The sequence below is a fragment of the Virgisporangium aliadipatigenens genome (assembly GCF_016863615.1).
In the GTDB taxonomy this organism is placed as follows: Bacteria; Actinomycetota; Actinomycetes; order Mycobacteriales; family Micromonosporaceae; genus Virgisporangium; species Virgisporangium aliadipatigenens.
In genome coordinates this window covers 234,206-250,962 of the sequence record NZ_BOPF01000012.1, presented here as the reverse complement: position 1 = coordinate 250,962, position 16,757 = coordinate 234,206, and the positions used below count along the sequence as shown (strand labels likewise).

The 16,757-nt window shown below is 71.7% G+C and carries 15 protein-coding genes; 9 read left to right on the top strand and 6 right to left on the bottom strand.

The features are described from left to right. Positions 1–5: 5 nt before the first annotated feature. On the bottom strand, positions 6–1,166 hold the full coding sequence (locus Val02_RS18505; RefSeq protein ID WP_239153137.1) for a monooxygenase: 1,161 nt from the start codon (positions 1,164–1,166) through the stop codon (positions 6–8). 84 nt (positions 1,167–1,250) lie between these two features. Further along, positions 1,251–3,662: a beta-galactosidase gene (locus Val02_RS18500; protein WP_239153135.1), complete on the bottom strand. Its 2,412-nt coding sequence runs from the start codon at positions 3,660–3,662 to the stop codon at positions 1,251–1,253. 176 nt (positions 3,663–3,838) lie between these two features. Between Val02_RS18500 and Val02_RS18495 the strand changes: the two genes are divergently transcribed. The 6 genes from Val02_RS18495 (at position 3,839) to Val02_RS18470 (ending at position 10,742) form a co-directional block, all read left to right on the top strand. Beyond that, the gene (locus Val02_RS18495) at positions 3,839–5,128 is read left to right on the top strand and encodes an ABC transporter substrate-binding protein (protein WP_203900339.1); all 1,290 of its coding nucleotides are present in this window, start codon (positions 3,839–3,841) and stop codon (positions 5,126–5,128) included. A gap of 120 nt (positions 5,129–5,248) precedes the next feature. Next, positions 5,249–6,148, top strand: a complete 900-nt coding sequence (locus tag Val02_RS18490; RefSeq protein WP_203900338.1) for a carbohydrate ABC transporter permease — start codon at positions 5,249–5,251, stop codon at positions 6,146–6,148. A gap of 1 nt (position 6,149) precedes the next feature. Further along, positions 6,150–6,995 carry a carbohydrate ABC transporter permease gene (locus Val02_RS18485; protein WP_203900337.1) on the top strand — a complete coding sequence of 282 codons (846 nt, stop codon included), beginning with the start codon at positions 6,150–6,152 and terminating at the stop codon, positions 6,993–6,995. Positions 6,996–7,026: 31 nt separating this feature from the next. Further along, positions 7,027–8,061 (top strand): LacI family DNA-binding transcriptional regulator, encoded by a 1,035-nt coding sequence (locus tag Val02_RS18480; RefSeq protein ID WP_239153133.1) that lies wholly within the window; start codon positions 7,027–7,029, stop codon positions 8,059–8,061. 96 nt (positions 8,062–8,157) lie between these two features. Continuing rightward, positions 8,158–9,255, top strand: a complete 1,098-nt coding sequence (locus Val02_RS18475) for a glycoside hydrolase family 53 protein (RefSeq protein WP_203900335.1) — start codon at positions 8,158–8,160, stop codon at positions 9,253–9,255. Further along, on the top strand, positions 9,252–10,742 hold the full coding sequence (locus Val02_RS18470) for a glycoside hydrolase family 53 protein (protein WP_203900334.1): 1,491 nt from the start codon (positions 9,252–9,254) through the stop codon (positions 10,740–10,742). Before Val02_RS18475 ends, Val02_RS18470 begins: the two co-directional genes overlap by 4 nt. Before the next feature lie 60 nt (positions 10,743–10,802). Here Val02_RS18470 and Val02_RS18465 read toward each other — a convergent pair whose 3' ends face one another. Beyond that, positions 10,803–11,510 (bottom strand): SDR family oxidoreductase, encoded by a 708-nt coding sequence (locus tag Val02_RS18465; RefSeq protein WP_203900333.1) that lies wholly within the window; start codon positions 11,508–11,510, stop codon positions 10,803–10,805. A gap of 91 nt (positions 11,511–11,601) precedes the next feature. Between Val02_RS18465 and Val02_RS18460 the strand changes: the two genes are divergently transcribed. From Val02_RS18460 to Val02_RS18450, 3 genes are all read left to right on the top strand, one after another. Continuing rightward, complete coding sequence (locus tag Val02_RS18460; RefSeq protein WP_239153131.1) at positions 11,602–12,378, top strand: MmyB family transcriptional regulator; 777 nt, start codon at positions 11,602–11,604, stop codon at positions 12,376–12,378. Positions 12,379–12,403: 25 nt separating this feature from the next. Further along, entirely contained in the window at positions 12,404–13,492 is a 1,089-nt protein-coding gene (locus Val02_RS18455; RefSeq protein WP_203900331.1) for a ricin-type beta-trefoil lectin domain protein, read from the top strand. 68 nt (positions 13,493–13,560) lie between these two features. Beyond that, entirely contained in the window at positions 13,561–14,874 is a 1,314-nt protein-coding gene (locus Val02_RS18450) for an NAD(P)/FAD-dependent oxidoreductase (RefSeq protein WP_203900330.1), read from the top strand. 128 nt (positions 14,875–15,002) lie between these two features. Here Val02_RS18450 and Val02_RS18445 read toward each other — a convergent pair whose 3' ends face one another. From Val02_RS18445 to Val02_RS18435, 3 genes are all read right to left on the bottom strand, one after another. Continuing rightward, positions 15,003–15,329: an ArsR/SmtB family transcription factor gene (locus tag Val02_RS18445; protein ID WP_203900329.1), complete on the bottom strand. Its 327-nt coding sequence runs from the start codon at positions 15,327–15,329 to the stop codon at positions 15,003–15,005. After that, positions 15,319–15,750, bottom strand: coding sequence for an SRPBCC domain-containing protein (locus tag Val02_RS18440; protein WP_203900328.1), 432 nt, complete (start codon positions 15,748–15,750; stop codon positions 15,319–15,321). Before Val02_RS18440 ends, Val02_RS18445 begins: the two co-directional genes overlap by 11 nt. A gap of 78 nt (positions 15,751–15,828) precedes the next feature. Next, positions 15,829–16,671 carry an alpha/beta fold hydrolase gene (locus Val02_RS18435; protein WP_203900327.1) on the bottom strand — a complete coding sequence of 281 codons (843 nt, stop codon included), beginning with the start codon at positions 16,669–16,671 and terminating at the stop codon, positions 15,829–15,831. Positions 16,672–16,757: the final 86 nt, after the last annotated feature.

Sequence of the window (16,757 nt, the reverse complement as noted above, 5' to 3'; positions counted from 1 at the left end):
GCCGCTCAGGCCTTCGGGGTGGTCAGCAGCAGGCCGAGGCACATCTCGTCGCTCGTGCCCTCGCCCCAGACCACGTAGCGCGCCGGCAGTTCCTTGAACTGCGGGAGCTGCTTGCGCAGCGCCACGTCGTGCGTGCAGGTCACCGTGAGCGTGTCGCCGGAACGCAGTTCGACGGGGGCCGCCAGTGGGCGCAGCGACTGGTCGTCGAAGTTGTACTCCGGGATGTCCAGCAGCACACGCGCCTGCGGCGTGCCCGGGTTCAGTTCCACGGTGATCTTGCGACCGAGCAGGTGCATGTGTCCGGCGGAGGCGTACACCAGGACGTTGCCGCGGACCGGGTAGGTGCAGCTCTGCGTGCTGCCGGCGGCCGGCTTGCCGGCGGCGCAACGCTGGGCCAGCCGGCCGACCGTGCTCCCCGCCTGCGGGCCGAACCGCTTGCTGACGTCCTCGACGGCGGCCGCCCGGTCACACAGCGGGCCGGACTCGTCAGCGGCGCACGGGAGTTCGACGGGGGCGACCAGGCGCTGGGTGGTGATCGGCCGGAGGTCGGGCGACTCGCTCAGCCGCAGGCGCACGCCCGAACGGTCCGACGCCGTGCCGTCCTTCGGCAGGGCCAGGGTGTTGTAGTGGATCTGGATGACGATCCGGCCGCCGGCCTTCACCTGGTGCCCCACCCTGGCGTCCAGCAGGGTCTCGTTGGCGCCGGGCGCCCAACTGCCCACCCACTCCGCGTCGTCGACCCCGGCGTCGCCGAAGCAGCGCCAGCCCTCGCCGTCGGACTCGGCGTCGATGCGCGTGATCTCGGGAACGCCCTCCGCCGGCACCTGGAACAGGATGGCGTGGTGCACGACGTCGGCGTTCTGCGGGAGGAACTGGCTCCCGGTCAGGAACGCGGACGCGCGCAGGCCCGGGTCGAGGATGAAGCAGCGGTACTCGTCGGTCGCACCGGCGGGCGCCTGCGGGGTGTACGGCCGGGCGATCGACAGCTCGACGAAGCGTTCGCCGGCGCGCAGCGGCGCCGCCGCCGGGATCGCGCCCGCCTCGTGGCCCTGGTGCCCGGCGGGCTGGGCGGGCTCCTTGCCGTCCGATCGGCCGCACGCGGAGGCCGCGAGCAGCACGATCGCCCCGATTGTCGCGACGGTACGGAATCGACGTGTGATGCGCACGTGCGCCTCCCCCGAGGTGGTGTGACCGTTACACCACCCAACGTACGCATTGATCCGCGTCAAATTGCGATCATCGGGGATAAATCAGGTTCTCGACACTTCCCGTCGAACGGGGCGGCCGATCACCCGCACCTCGTCGACGGCGAGCAGCTGCCCGTCGGCGGCGAGCAGGCGTTCGCGGGCGTCGGCGGGCAGGTGCACCGTCGAACCGGTGGCTAGGGGCAGCACGTGCAGGGTCAGCTCGGCGCCCGGCCGGTAGCCGGCGTCGCGCAGGCTGACCGTCCACGGCGCACCGTCCCAGAACCGGTCGGTGACCGGCCGGCCGTCGAGGCGGAGTTCGGCGACGTCGCCGGCCCAGGCGATGCGCAGCAGCGCGTCGAACGCGGGGTCGGCGGCCCAGTCCGGCGGCGACAGGCGGTGGACGGCGGCCAGCTGTTCGAAGACCTCCGGGGCCGGCGCGGACTGCCGGCCCTCGTGCTTGCCGTAGGAGACCGGCACCGTGCCCGCCGCCGGCCGCACCTCCCGCACCCCGACCGCACCGTCCACAGTGGACCCGTCCACCGGGGACGCGGCCGCCCCGCCCGCCGAGGACGCGGCCGCCCCGCCCGCCACAGAAGCAGCCGCCCCGCCCGCCGGGAAAGAGGACGCGGCCGCGTTGCCTGCCACGGGAGCGGCGGCGGGCTCGAGGGGCAACGGGACGAAGGCGCCCGCAGACGGGTCGTAGACGGCGGCCTCGCCGCCGTGCACCGACACCCGCCCGTCCGAGCCCCAGGTCAGCTCCGCCGGCGACAGGAAGAGCCGCCGGGCGGGGCCGTCCTCGCAGACCCAGACCTTCGGGGCGCACTCCGGCGCGAGCACGAGCACGTCCAGCCGACCACCGTCCGATGTGGACAGTCGCACCGGCTCGGGCCACGGCCGGACCGCGCGCACCGTCACGCCGTCGCCGTCCAGGCTGTCGGCGACGGCCAGCTCGACGTCGATCCCCTCCTCGGCCGTGAGCACCAGGGTCGGCACCGCGCCGGGCAGGAACGTCAGCGCCGAGGCCGTCGCCCACTCCAGCCGCACCCCGCCGGCCTCGAGGCGGAGCGGCCAGCGCGCGAGCGTTCCCGCGGGAATGTCCACCGGGTGGGACGGGAACAGCAGCTCCGCGCCGTCCAGCGTGATCCGGAAACGGGCGTCGCGGTAGTGCGGCAGCGGCTGATGCGGCTGGTGCCACGCGATGAACAGGAAGCCCCGTTCGCCGTCGGAACGCAGCGCGTACCGCAGCGTCGACGCGTCGTCCACACCGGACGGTCGCACCGCCGGCAGGCTGGAGGGCATCTCGGCGAGCGACGCCCCGAACGCCGCCAGAAAGGCGTGCTGCCGCCGCAGTTCCGGGTGCGAACCACCCAGGGCACCGGACTCCCCCACCGGCGCGTGGAAGTCGTAGCCGAGGCGCGGCATGTCGTTCGGGTAGCCGGTGGCGTGCGACTCCTGCGCCCCGCCGGGCAGTGCCGGGTTGGTGCCGCCCGCGTACATGTAGTAGCCCTGCCAGGCCGAACCGTTGCCGATCTTGCAGTGCGCGACGGCGGCGACGTCGAGCCCGGCGGGGCGCGGCCGGCGGTGGTACGCGGTCGCCATGCCGCCGCCGAGTTCGCAGGTGGCCGGCGGGAAGTGCGGTGACGGCGTGCGCGGCTGCACGGCCGCCAGGCGCGCCTCGTGGGCCCGCCGCACGTCGGCGCCGATGCCGGGGTCGTCCCACACATGCGAGAAGAAGTAGTGGTCGCGGAAGGTGGGGTCCCACGGGGCGTCGGCGTCGACCCAGAATCCGTCGCCGTAGCCGCCGAAGAGCGGGAGCACCTCCTCGTCCGGCAGGTCGGCGCCGCCCCACGCCGTCGCCGTCCACAGTGGAGCGCTCAGGCCGGCCGCGCGCGCAAGCCGCTTCAGCGACACCAGGTGTGCCGGCTGGTCGTACAGCTCGTTCTCCAGCTGCACCGCCAGCACCCGGGCCGGATCGCAGCGGCCGTCCAGCGCGGTCGCCAGTTGACCGAACCACTCCGCCACCAACGCGAGATAGGCGGGGTCGTCGGTGCGGTGCCGGACCGGCGCGTCGCGCACCCAGTCGGGGAAGCCGCCGTTGCGCGTCTCGCCGTGGCACCACGGGCCGATGCGCAGCACCACGTCGAGGCCGGCCGCGACGCACTCGTCGACGAACGCGGCCACGTCGAGGTTGCCGTCGAAGCGGGGCCTGCCGCGCTCGGGCACGTGGTGCAGCCAGAACACGTACGTCGCGGCGACCGTGACCCCGCCGGCTCTCAGCTGGCGCAGGCGGTGCGCCCACCGTTCCCGCGGGATCCGGCTGTAGTGGATCTCGCCGGAGACCGGGATCAGCGGAACCCCGTCGCGGGTCAGGTAGCGGTCGGTCAGCGACAGCCCCGGTCGGACGTCCTCGGCGTTGCTCATCCGGGGGCGGCGCAGCGGCGCGGCCCACGGCTGGTGCGAGACGAACAGCGGCACGAGGAGGCCTCCTCAAGGGCAGGAACCTGTGATCGGTCACAGAGGCACGGACCCGCAAGATACCCCGACGTAACGGGCCGGAATCAAGCCCTTGACATCTCGGTTGAGCGGGATCACTGTAACCGGTCACAGGTACCTCGGCCGTGCACGCGCGGTCCCACCCCCTGAGGAGACCGATGAAGAGATTGGTGGCGCTGACCGCGATCCTGCTGCTGGCGGCGACCGGATGCAGCGGAACCGACGACAACGAGGGTGAGTCCGGCGGCAAGGTCGAGCTGACCTACTGGAGCTGGGCGCCGAACATGGACAAGGTCGCCGAGGTGTGGAACGCCGCCCACCCCGACATCCACGTGACCGTCAACAAGCAGGACGGCGGCGACCCGGCCGTCACCAAGCTGCTGACGGCGATCAAGGCCGGCAGCGGCGCACCCGACGTCATGCAGGCCGAATACCAGAAGATCCCGACCCTCGTCGCGGCGAACGCCATCGCCGACATCGCCAAGGAGGCCGGGTCGCTCAAGTCCAAGTTCCCCGACTCGGCGTGGAACAGCGTCACGCTCGGCCAGTCCGCCGTCTACGGCGTCCCGCAGGACTCCGGGCCGATGATGTTCTTCTACCGGGCGGACATCTTCCAGCAGCTCAACCTGCAGGCGCCGACGACCTGGGAGCAGTACGCCGACGTGGCCCGCAAGGTGCACGCCGCCAACCCGAAGCAGTACCTGGGAACGTTCTCCGCCAACGACCCGGGCTGGTTCTCCGGCCTCTCCCAGCAGGCCGGCGCCTCCTGGTGGGGCGTCAAGGGCGACGCCTGGTCGGTCAACATCGACGACGCCAACACCCGCAAGGTCGCGCAGTACTGGGGCGGCCTGGTACAGGAGGGCGCCGTGCTCAACACGCCCATGTACACCCCGGAGTGGAACGCCGCCCTGAACGACGGCACCCAGGTCGGCTGGCTCGGCGCGGTGTGGGGCCCGGGAGTGCTTTCGGGCAGCGCGCCCGCGACGAAGGGCAAGTGGAAGGCCGCGCTCCTGCCGCAGTGGGACGCCGCCAAGCCCGCGAACGGCAACTGGGGCGGTTCGGCCACGAGCGTCACGACGCAGACGAAGCACCGCAAGCAGGCGGCGCAGTTCGCCGGTTGGCTCAACACGGATCCGGCCGCGCTCAAGGCGCTCGCCCAGACCGCGAACGTCTACCCCGCCGCCACCGACGCGACCGCGACGGCGCTCACCACCCCGCCGGCGTTCTTCGCCGAACAGACGGACTTCTACGCGCTCGCCGCGCAGGCGGCCAAGGCGACCAACCCGTTCACCTACGGGCCGAACGTCAACGTGGCGTACAACGCCTACAACGACGCGTTCGGCAAGGCGGCGGAGTCCAGGCAGGCGGCCGCCTTCACGGCCGCGCTCGGCACGATGCAGACGACGACGCTGGACGACCTGAAGAAGGCCGGCTTCAAGACGGCCTGATCCGAGAGCCGGACCGATCCACGGCCGGCGGGTGCGGCACGGCCCCCAGGCGCCGCACCCGCCGACCGGATTCCACCCGCCAGGCGCGGCGCGCCCGGCCGCGACACCGAAAGGGGCGCCATGCTCGCACGGGCCAGAGCGCCGTACGCCTTCCTGGCACCAGCGCTCGTCCTCTTCGCCGCCTTCCTCGCCGCGCCGATCCTCTACACCGCCTATCTCAGCCTGTGGAAGGTCAAGGTGAGCGGCCTCGGCCTGGGACCCGACGCGCGCACGGAAGTGTGGGCCGGCCTCGGCCAGTACGCCGACGCGCTCTCCGAACCCGACTTCCTCGCCAGCGTCGGCCGGGTCGCGCTGTACGGGCTGATCGTGGTGCCGGTGATGCTCGGCGGCGCGCTGCTCTTCGCGCTGCTGCTGGACGCCGGGCGCACCCGCATCGGCCCGTTCGCCCGGATCTCGATCTTCCTGCCGTACGCGGTGCCGGCCGTGGTGGCGTCGCTGCTGTGGGGGTTCCTGTACCTGCCGCGGGTGAGCCCGTTCGTCTGGGTGCTGGAGCACTCCGGCATCGGCGCGCCCAACCTCTTCTCGTCGCAGCTCGTCCTCTACGCCGTCGCGAACGTCGCGATCTGGGGCGGCACCGGGTTCAACATGATCGTCATCTACACGGCGCTGCGCGCCATCCCGAGCGAGCTGTCCGAGTCGGCCCGCATCGACGGCGCGTCGGAGCTGCAGATCGCGCTGCGCGTCAAGGTGCCGATCGTGCGGCCGTCGCTCATCATGACGTTCGTCTTCTCGCTGATCGCGACCCTGCAGGTCTTCGCCGAGCCGATGAACCTCAAGCCGTTGAGCAACACCATCTCCACCACGTGGAGCCCGCTGATGACGGTGTACCGGGACGCGTTCACCCGCAACGACATCCACTCCGCGGCGGCCACGTCGATCATCATCGCCGTCGCGACCTTCGCGCTGTCGTTCGGGTTCCTCAAGCTGGTCGGCAACCGGGCGTTCGGGCAGGAGAGCTGAGATGAGCACTACCCGGGGGAACGGTGCCAGCCCGGCCGCGACCGTGATTCTCCTGCTCGGCGCGGCCTACTGCCTCGTGCCGGTGCTGTGGGTGCTCGTCGCGTCCAGCAAGAGCCTCGACGAGCTGTTCTCGACGTTCACGTTCGCGCCGAGCACGCACCTGCTGGACAACCTGGCCGAGCTGAGCGCCTACCGGGACGGGCTGTACTGGCGCTGGATGGCCAACACGGCCCTGTACGCCGGGGTCGGCGCGCTCGCCTCGACCCTGGTGTCGGCGATGGCGGGATTCGCGCTCGCGAAGTACGAGTTCCCGGGCAAGAAGAGCGTCTTCAACCTGGTGCTCTCGGGCGTGCTGGTGCCGGGCGTCATCCTGGCGATCCCGCAGTACCTGCTGCTGGCCGAGGCCGGCCTGACGAACACCTACTGGTCGGTGCTGCTGCCCAGCGTCATCAGCCCGTACGGGATCTATTTGTGCCGGATCTTCGCGGCGGCGGCCGTTCCCTCGGAGGTGTTGGAAGCGGCCCGGATCGACGGCGCGGGTGACTGGCGGTCGTTCGCCCGGGTGGCGCTGCCGATGATGCGCAGCGGGCTGGTGACGGTCTTCCTCTTCCAGTTCGTCGCTATCTGGAACAACTTCATGCTGCCGTACATCATGCTCGGCGACGACCACCTCTACCCCATCACCGTCGGCCTCAACGGCCTGCTCAACCAGGGTGCCAACCAGCCGGCCATGTACACGTCGGTGATCACCGGTTCGCTGGTGTCGATCGTGCCGCTGATCGCCCTGTTCCTCACGCTGCAGCGGTACTGGCGGGTGGACCTGGCGGCCGGTGCCGTCAAGGCCTGAAGGGCAGGTGACGCCTACTATGATCTCCTCCGTGCCGACCTCGCCCGGTACGGGACGCAAGCGGCCGACCATCCGGGACGTCGCCCGCGAAGCGGGAGTCTCGTACGCCACCGTCTCCCGTGTGCTCAACGGGCGGGAGTGGGTCAGCCCCGAGTCCCTCAAGGCCGTGCAGGACGCGATCGCACGCACCGGCTACCGGGCCAACCCGCACGCGCGTTCGCTGGCGACCGGGCGTTCCGGCTCGGTGGCGTTCCTGCTCACCGAGCCGCAGCACCTGCTCTTCGAGGACCCGAACTTCTCCGTGCTGCTGCGCGGCGTCGCGCAGGCGCTGTCCGACCGCGAACTGACGCTGATCCTGATGATCGCGGCCACCGAGAAGGAACGCGCCCGGGCGCTGGACTATCTCGGCGGGCGGCACGTCGACGGCGTTCTGCTGGTGTCGCCGCACTCCGGGGATCCGCTGCTGGCCCGGCTGGTGCGCGCCGAGGTGCCGATCGTGGCGTGCGGGCGGGTGCTCGGCCACGAACAGGCGATCAGTTCGGTGGCCGCCGACGACCGGGGTGGCGCGCGGGCCGCCGTCGAGCACCTCCTGTCGGTCGGCTGCCGGCGCATCGCGGCGATCACCGGCCCGCAGGACACCTCCGGCGGGGTGGACCGCCTCGGCGGCTACCTCGACGTGCTCGCCGCGAACGGCATCGAGGCCGTGCCGGAGCGCATCGCACACGGCGACTGGTCCCGGGAGAGCGGCGCGGCCGCCATGCGCCTGCTCCTCGACCGGGCGCCGGACATCGACGCCGTCTTCGTCGCCTCCGACGCGATGGCGGCCGCCACGCTGCCGGTGCTGCGCGCGGCCGGCCGCCGCGTGCCGGAGGACATCCGGGTGGTGGGCTTCGACGACACCGGCGTCGCCGCCACGACCGATCCGCCGCTTTCCACCGTGCGGCAGCCGTACGACCGGATCAGCGAGGAGATGGTCCGGCTGCTGACCGACGTCATCGGCGGGCGCACCCCGTTGGCCGTCACGGTTCCGACCACTGTTGTCCTGCGGCAATCTTCACCGGGCTAGCACTGTGTCGCCCGCTTCCTGATTGCTCTCGGCACCAATCGGCTACCGCCAACCCCCGGCGGGAGTCGTACCGACTTTCCGGTCCGAAGGAGCGACATGTCCAGAATCCTGCGAGCGCTCGCGGTCTGCGCGCTCGCCACCCCGATCGTGCTCACGACGGCGGCCCCCGCCCAGGCCGCCACGCTGAGCATGCTCGGCGCCGACGTCTCCACCCTGCAACGCGCCCTCGACCTCGGCGCGAGGTACTACAACGCCTCGGGCAGCGCCGCCGACCCGTACGACATCCTCAGGTCGGCCGGCGTCAACTACGCCCGGCTGCGCATCTGGAACAACCCGGCCAGCGGCTACAACAACAAGGCGAAGGTGCTCCAGCAGGCCCGCGCCATCAAGGCCAAGGGGCTGAAGCTGCTGCTGGATTTCCACTACTCCGACACCTGGGCCGACCCGGGCAAGCAGTTCAAGCCGGCGGCGTGGGCCTCGCACAACCTGAGCGCCCTGCAGTCGGACGTCTACACCTACACGCTCGACGTGTGCAACGCCCTCAAGGCGCAGGGCACGACGCCGGACACGGTGCAGGTCGGCAACGAGATCAACGTCGGCATGCTGTGGAACGACGGCAAGGTCGTCAACAACAACTTCGCCCCGCTCGCGTCGCTGCTGAAGCAGGGCTACAACGCGGTCAAGGCGTGCAACGCGAGCACCTCCGTGCTGGTCCACACGGCCAACGCGGACAGCCTCGCGCACGCGCGCTGGTTCTACGACGGGATCCGGGCGCAGGGCGTGCAGTGGGACATGACGGCGCTGTCCTACTACTGCGCCTGGCACGGCACGCTCACCAACCTGTACAACGTCATCACGGACATGCGCACCCGCTACGGCAGGCCGGTCGTGCTGGCCGAGACGGCGTACCCGTTCACCGGCGCCGACGCCGACTCCGAGCCGAACGTCATCAACGCCACCTGCGACGGCATCCCGCTCACCTGGGCCGGGCAGGCGCAGGAGTTCGCCTGGGTGCAGAACACCGCCCGCAACGCCGGCGCGGTCGGCGTCTTCTACTGGGAGCCCACCTGGTACGCCGTTCCGGGCAACGGCTGGGACCCGGCGAACATCAACGGCACCGGCAACGGCTGGGACAACATGGCCGTCTTCGACTGGTCCGGCCGCGTCAACCCGAACATCCGGTGGACGCCGTGAGGACGCTTCTCGTAGCGGCGCTGGCCGGCGCGACACTGGTCAACCCGGGCTTCGAGGACGGCGTGGGCCAGGATCCCGCCGGCTGGCGGGAGACCGGCCGGGCCGAAGCGAGCGTCGTGGAACCCGGCGGGGTCGACGGCGGCAACCGGCTCACCCACTGGTCCGACACCGACTACCGGGTGACCACGAGCCAGCGCGTCACCGGGCTGCGCCCCGGCACGTACACCCTGCGCGCGTCGGTGCGCTCCAGCGGCGGCCAGCGGGTCGCCCGGCTGACGCTCACCGGCTGCGGCGGCGCGGACGCGGGCGTCGACCTGCCCCGCACCGGACCCGAGTGGTGGGTGCGGGTGGCCGTGCCGGTCCGGGTGACCCGTGGCGCCTGCACGATCGGCGTGCGCTCCGACGCGTCCGGCGGCCAGTGGTCCAATGTGGACGGTGTGTCGTTCGAACGCGGCGACTCCGGCGCACTGCCGATCCGCGGCGCCGACGTCTCGCACCTCACCAAGAACGAGGAGCACGGCGCGGTGTACCGGGACGCGGGCGGCCGGCGCGTCGACCCGCTGCGGCTGCTCCACGCGAACGGCGTCAACCACGCGCGGCTCAAGGTCTGGGTCGACCCGGCCGACGGCTACAACGCGAAGGCGGACGTGCTGCGCAAGGCGGTGCGGGCCAAGGCCGCCGGGATGAAGCTGCTGATCGACTTCCACTACTCGGACGCGTGGGCCGACCCGGGCAAGCAGAACAAGCCGGCGGCCTGGGCCGGGCTGCCGTTCGACCGACTGACGCAGGCGGTCTACGACCACACGTTCGACGTGCTGTCGGCGTTGCGGGCGCAGGGCACGCCGGCCGATCTGGTGCAGGTGGGCAACGAGATCAACGGCGGCATGCTCTGGCCGGACGGCCGCTGGGACAACTGGGACGGTTTGGCGGCGCTGCTCAAGGCCGGCGCGCGGGCGGTCACGGACTCCACGCCGGGCGCGCGGATCGTCCTGCACCTCGCGGAGGGCGGTAACAACGGCGGCCACCGCTGGTGGTTCGACAACGCCGTGGCGCGGGGTGTGCCGTTCGACGTCATCGCGGTCTCGCACTACACGTACTGGCACGGCCCGCTCGGCTATCTCCAGGCCAACCTGCTGGACCTGAGCGGCCGCTACGGCAAGCCGGTGCTGGTGGCCGAGACGGCGTACGGCTTCACCACGGCCGAGGGGGACCACGAGAAGAACATCTTCACCGCCGACCTGGCCGCCACGGCGGGCTGGCCGGCGACCCCGCGCGGTCAGGCCGAGGCGCTGCGGGACCTGTTCACCACGGTGGCCGCGGTGCCGGGCGCGCTCGGCGTCGTCTACTGGGAGCCGACCTGGACGGCCGTCGAGGGCGCCGGCTGGGACCCGGCCGACCCGGGTTCGGGCGACGGGTGGGAGAACCAGGCGCTGTGGGACTACGACGGGCGGGCGCTTCCCGCGCTGTCGGTGTTCCGCCGCTCCTGAGTTCCGCCGCTCGTCAGGGCACGGCCCGCCCCGGGGTTTCTCCCGGGGCGGGCCGCATTCTCAGACCAGGCGGTGGCCGCCGTCGACGTGCAGCGTCTCGCCGGTCAGGAAGCCGTTGCGCAGCACCGCCAGGAACGCCTCGGCGACCTCCTCGGGGCGGCCGACCCGTCCGGCCGGGAGGCGGGCGGCCATCGCGCCGAGGCGTTCATGCTTGGCGGGGCCCGCGAGGGTGTCCCAGATCGGGGTGTCGACCCAGCCGGGCGAGACGACGTTCACCCGGATCGGGGCCAGTTCCACGGCCAGGCTGCGGGCCAGCGCCGGCAGCGCGCCGTTGGCGGCGGCGAGCACGGAGGAGTTCGGGCTCGGGCGGTAGGCGGCGATGCCGGAGGTGAACGTCAGCGAGCCGCCGGGCGCCAGGACCGGTGCCGCGTGCTTGGCCACCAGCCAGGGGCCGAGGAGCTTCACCGCCAGGACCGCGCGGGCGTTCTCCAGGGGGAACTCGCCCAGGGGCAGATAGGCGCCGGTGACGTCGGCGGCGGTCACGACCACGTGGTCCAGTTCCCCCGAGGCGTGAAAGAGCGCGCGGACCTCCGCCTCGTCCGCGACGTCGACCCGCGCGGTCCGCAGCCCGGTCCGGGACGCGGCAGCGAGGCGGTCCCGGGAACGGCCCGCGACGGTCACCTCGGCGCCCTCCGACAGCAGGCGCTCCGCGAGCGCGAGGCCCATGCCCGAACTGCCGCCGACGATCAGTACCCGTGTGTTCTTCATGGCGACGAGCCTGGTCGCGACGCCCGCGCCGGGGAAGATCGCGGCGGGCCTGGCCCCGGGAGGACCAGGCCCGCGGTGGCACACTCGGCGGGTGGATCAGCTCGGACCGTTCCTGCGCAGCCGGCGCGCCCGCCTGAGGCCCAAGGACGTCGGGCTGCCCGCCGGGGTCGGCCGGCGCCAGACCCCCGGCCTGCGCCGCGAGGAACTGGCGGCCGTCGCCGGCGTCAGCGTCGACTACTACATACGCCTGGAACAGGGCCGCGACACCAACCCGGGCGCGGCGGTCCTGGCGGCGCTCGCCGACGCGCTGCGGCTGGACCAGGACGAGCGGGAGCACCTGTACCGGCTCGCGCAGGCCGGTGCCGGTCTGCGACCCGCGCCGCGAACGCCCGCGCCGGCGGCCCGCCCCGGACTGGTGCGGCTGCTTTCGACGGTGCGCCCGACGCCGGCGTACGTGCTGAGCCCGGAGAGCGACATCCTCGCCGAGAACCCCGCCGGCGAGGCGCTCCTGCACGGGCTCGCCGACTGGCCGCGCGAACGCCGCAACATCGTGCGGTACATGTTCCGCGCACCGGCCGCGCGGGACCTCGTGGTGCCGTGGGAGGCGATGGCCCGCGACTGCGTGGCCCACCTGCGCACCGTGGCCGGCGGCCGGGCCGACGCCCTCGTCGCCGAACTCTCGACGCACAGCCCGGACTTCGCGCGGCTCTGGAGCGACCACGAGGTGCGGGTGAAGAGCGGCTACCGGCGGACGTTCGCGCATCCGGTGGCGGGGCGGCTCGACCTCACCTCGGAGGTGCTGTCCGTGGCGGACGGCCAGCGACTGGTCGTTTTCCAGCCGACCGAGCCGGATTCATTGACGCATTGACATTTATCACTGTTAGATCCTGGGCATGCGTAAAGGATTCCTCGGCCTGGCGGTCCTGGCATTGGTCCTCTCCCTCACCGGGACGGCGCACGCCGCCGAGTCCAACGGAGGCGTGCGCATCATGCCGCTCGGCGCCTCCATCACCGACGGGTTCAACGTGCCGGGCGGCTACCGCATCAAGATGTGGGAACTGCTGACCGCCGCCGGCTACCGGATCGACTTCGTCGGTTCGGGCTCCAACGGGCCGGCCTCGCTCGGCGACCACGACCACGAGGGGCACAGCGGCTGGCGGATCGACCAGATCCACGCCCAGCTCAACGGCTGGCTGCGCAGCTACGCGCCCCGCTCGATCCTCATCCACCTCGGCACCAACGACGTGAACCAGAACTACGACCTGCCCAACGCACCCGCGCGTATGGGTGCGCTCCTCGACGCGATCCGGGCCGCCGCGCCGACCGCGCAGGTCTTCGTCGCCACGCTCGTGCCGGAGAGCGATCCGGTGGCGGAGGCGCGGATCCAGGCGTTCAACGCGGCGCTGCCGGGGATCGTGGCGCAGCGCGGCCCGCTGGTCCACCTCGTCGACATGCACTCCGTCGTCAGCCAGTCCGAACTGGCCGACGGCATCCACCCGACGGCGGCCGGCTACGACAAGATGGGCGTCCGGTGGGTGGAGGCGATGCGCGCCGTGCCCGCCAGCCTCGACGCGCAGGTACTCCCGCCGGTCGGCAGCCCCGTCATGATCGCCAACCCGCAGTCCGGCAAGTGCCTCGACGTGCCGCAGACGTCCACAGTGGACGGTACCCAGTTGCACATCTACGACTGCCTCGGCAGCACCATCCAGACCTGGACCCGCACCGCCGCCGGCGAACTGCGTGTCTACGGCAACAAGTGCCTGGACGTGGACCACAGCCGGCCGGCCGACGGCACGAAGATCCAGATCTGGACGTGCAACAACTCCGACGCGCAACGGTTCACGTTCACCGCCGACGGGGCCATCGTCAACGTGGCGACCGGCAAGTGCGTCGACGTCGCGTGGAGCGGCGTCGAGAACGGCACGCTCGTGCACCAGTGGACCTGCAACCCGAGCGGCGCCCAACGCTGGACGGTCCGATGATTCCATCAACCACTACTGGGTAGGTCAGCGGATCATAATAGCCAGATCACGCCTGACGGGAGCGATGGATGAGCGAGCAGCGGCACAGGGTCGTCGTCGTGGGGTCCGGCTTCGGCGGCCTCTTCGCCACGAAGGCCCTGCGCAAGGCGCCGGTCGACGTGACGATGGTGGCCCGCACCACGCACCACCTCTTCCAGCCGCTGCTGTACCAGGTGGCCACCGGCATCCTCTCCGCCGGCGAGATCGCCCCGGCGACCCGGGAGATCCTGCGCCGCCAGGACAACGCGGAGGTGCGCCTCGGGGAGGTCGTCGACGTCGACCTGGCCGCCCGCACGGTCACCGCCACCGCGCCGGAGGCGACGTACACCGTCGGCTACGACACGCTCATCGTGGCGGCCGGAGCCACCCAGTCGTACTTCGGCCACGACGAGTTCGCCGAGCACGCGCCCGGGATGAAGAGCATCGACGACGCGTTGGAGCTGCGCGGGCGCATCTTCGGGGCGTTCGAGATGGCCGAGCTGGAGGACGATCCGGCGATCCGCGAACGCTGGATGACGTTCGTGGTGGTGGGCGCCGGACCGACCGGGGTCGAGATGGCCGGCCAGATCGCCGAACTCGCGCACCGCACGCTCCCCGGCGAGTTCCGCCGCATCGACCCGCGCGAGGCGCGCATCATCCTGCTCGACGGCGCCGACGCGGTGCTCGGGACGTTCGGCGACAAGCTCTCCACCAAGAGCCTGGTGCAGCTGCACAAGCTCCGCATCGAGGTCGAGCTGGGCCAGATGGTCGTGGGCGTCGACGCGACCGGCATCGAGACGAAGGACAAGAACGGCAAGCACCACCGCATCGAGTGCATGACGCGCATGTGGGCCGCGGGCGTGGCCGGCGCGCCGATCGGCAGGCGGCTGGCCGAGGCCGCCGGCGCGGAGACCGACCGGGCCGGGCGGGTCAAGGTCCTGCCGGACTGCACGCTCCCCGGGCATCCCGAGGTCTTCGTCGTCGGCGATCTGATGGCGCTCGACAACCTTCCGGGCGTGGCGCAGGTGGCCATCCAGAGTGGACGGTACGCGGCGAAGCAGATCGTGCGCCGGCTCGACGGGAAGGATCCGTTGCCGCCCTTCAAGTACTTCGACAAGGGCAGCATGGCCACCATTTCCCGGTTCAACGCCGTGGCGAGCGTGGGCAGGCTGCGGATCGCCGGGTTCATCGGGTGGCTGTTGTGGCTCGCCGTGCACCTGCTGTACCTGGTCGGGTTCAAGAACAGGCTGACGACCGTCCTGCACTGGTTCGTCAGCTTCCTGGGCCGGGGGCGGTCGGAGCGGGTGGTCACCGTGCAGCAGGTCCTGGCCCGTACCGCGCTGCGCCGGGCGGAGAAGCCTTAGGAGCTCGCACGGGTGTGAGTTCACTGCGGACGTGTGTGAGCTCACGGATATCAACTAGCTTGTTGACCTCCGTGAGCTCACACACGTCCCGGCGGCTTGCCCCAGAGCGGCGCGGTCACGTGAACGCGCTAGCCGAGATGTTTGCGCAGCGCGTCGAGCCGGTCGTCCCAGTCGTTGGCGAGCGCCGCCAGGAACTGCTGCGCCACCCGCATCGGGGCCGAACGCAGCCGGTAGCGGACCCGGCGGCGTTCGCCCGGCTCGGGGGTGACGAGGCCGGCCTCGGTCAGCAGCGCCAGGTGCTTGGCGATCGCCTGCCGGGTGATGGGCAGGCGATCCGCCAGGTCCGTGGCCGTCGCCGGCCCACCGGCGGCCAGCGACGCCAGGACGGCGCGCCGCGTCGGGTCGGCGAGGGCCGCGAAGACCTGCTCGGCAACCGATTCGGTATCACGCTGCATCGAGGTATTGGACCAGTTCGGCCAGCTCGCTCGTCCAGCCCCTCGTGTTGCCGTCGTACGCCTTGGTGTGCTCGTCCTCGCTGAGCTGCCCGAACCCGGTCTCGACGACCAGGAGCCGGGTGCCCTCGCCCTCCGGCTGCAGGGTGAACTCCACCCGCGTGCGGCGGGGGTCGTCGGCCGGCAGCCCGTAGATCGGCCAGCTGAACGCGAACACCGTGGGCTCGTCGACCCGTTCGACGGTCAGCTCGGCGCTGTCGCCGCTGCTCCACGTGAGCCGGGCGGTGCCGCCGGGGCGCAGGTCCACGGTGGCGTCGTTGCCGAACCAGGTGCCGAGCCCCTCGGCGGTGGTGAGCGCCGCCCACACCTTCGCGGGCGGGTGGGGCAGCTCGAGGGTGCGTTCGATGCGGTCGGGGAATCCCATCACGGCCTCCTTTATAGCAACTCTTTGGTTGCCACAGACGTTATGGCAATCAACCGGTTGCGTCAAGGAGCGGGCCCCTCAGAGCAACTCGCGCAGCTTCGCGGCGAAGCCGTCCGGGTCGCCCTTCGCCCACGGGCTGTCGGTGAACCCGCCGTGGTGGCTGGGGAACGTCACCGGCTCCAGGCCGAGGCGTTCGGCCACGCCGAGAGCGCAACGGTGCGCCAACTCCCCCACCGATTCGGCGCCCACCGCGATGATGACGCGGGTCGAGGCGGCCTTGAGGGCGTCGACGTCGATCTCGTAGTGCGTGCAGCTGATGAGGTTCTGGCCGAGCAGCGGGTCGTTGCGACTGCCGTCGTCCTCGGTCGGCATGCCCATGTCGGCGGCGGACGGGCCGGCCAGCGGGCCGTCCGGGAACTCCCCCTTGTGCATGGTCAGCGCGATGAAGCTCGCCATCGCCGGGCCGAAGCCCTCCTTCGCGTACAGCTCCCGGGTGCGCTCGATCGCGGCGAGCGCACGCGCGCTGTCCGGAACGTTGCGCGCCGCCGGCGGCTCGTGCGCCACCAGCACCCGCACCTGCTCGGGGTGCTTCGCCACGAACGCCAGCGCGTTGACGGCGCCGCCGCTGCTGGCGAAGACGTCGACCGGCCCACCGATCGCGTCGACCAGCCGGTGCAGGTCGTCGGCGTGCTGCTCCGGCGTCGACGGGCTGTCCGGGTCGGCCTTGGCGCTGCGCCCCGTGCCGCGCGGGTCGTAGCGCACCACGGTCCGGTCGGTGAACCGCGCGGCGAGGTCGGCGAAGCCGTCCGCGGCCATCGGCGACCCGATCGCGAGCAGCGTCGGGTGTGTGCTGTCGGGCACCGCCTGAACGTCGTAGGTCAGCACGGCGCCGGTCACCTCGAGGGTGCGGGTGTCGGTCATGGTCTCAGCCTCCTGTGTAGGTTCTACGTGGGGTTGACCGTCCTCGTGGCCGAAACTCATCGCACCGGCGGCCATACTTTTGTCGC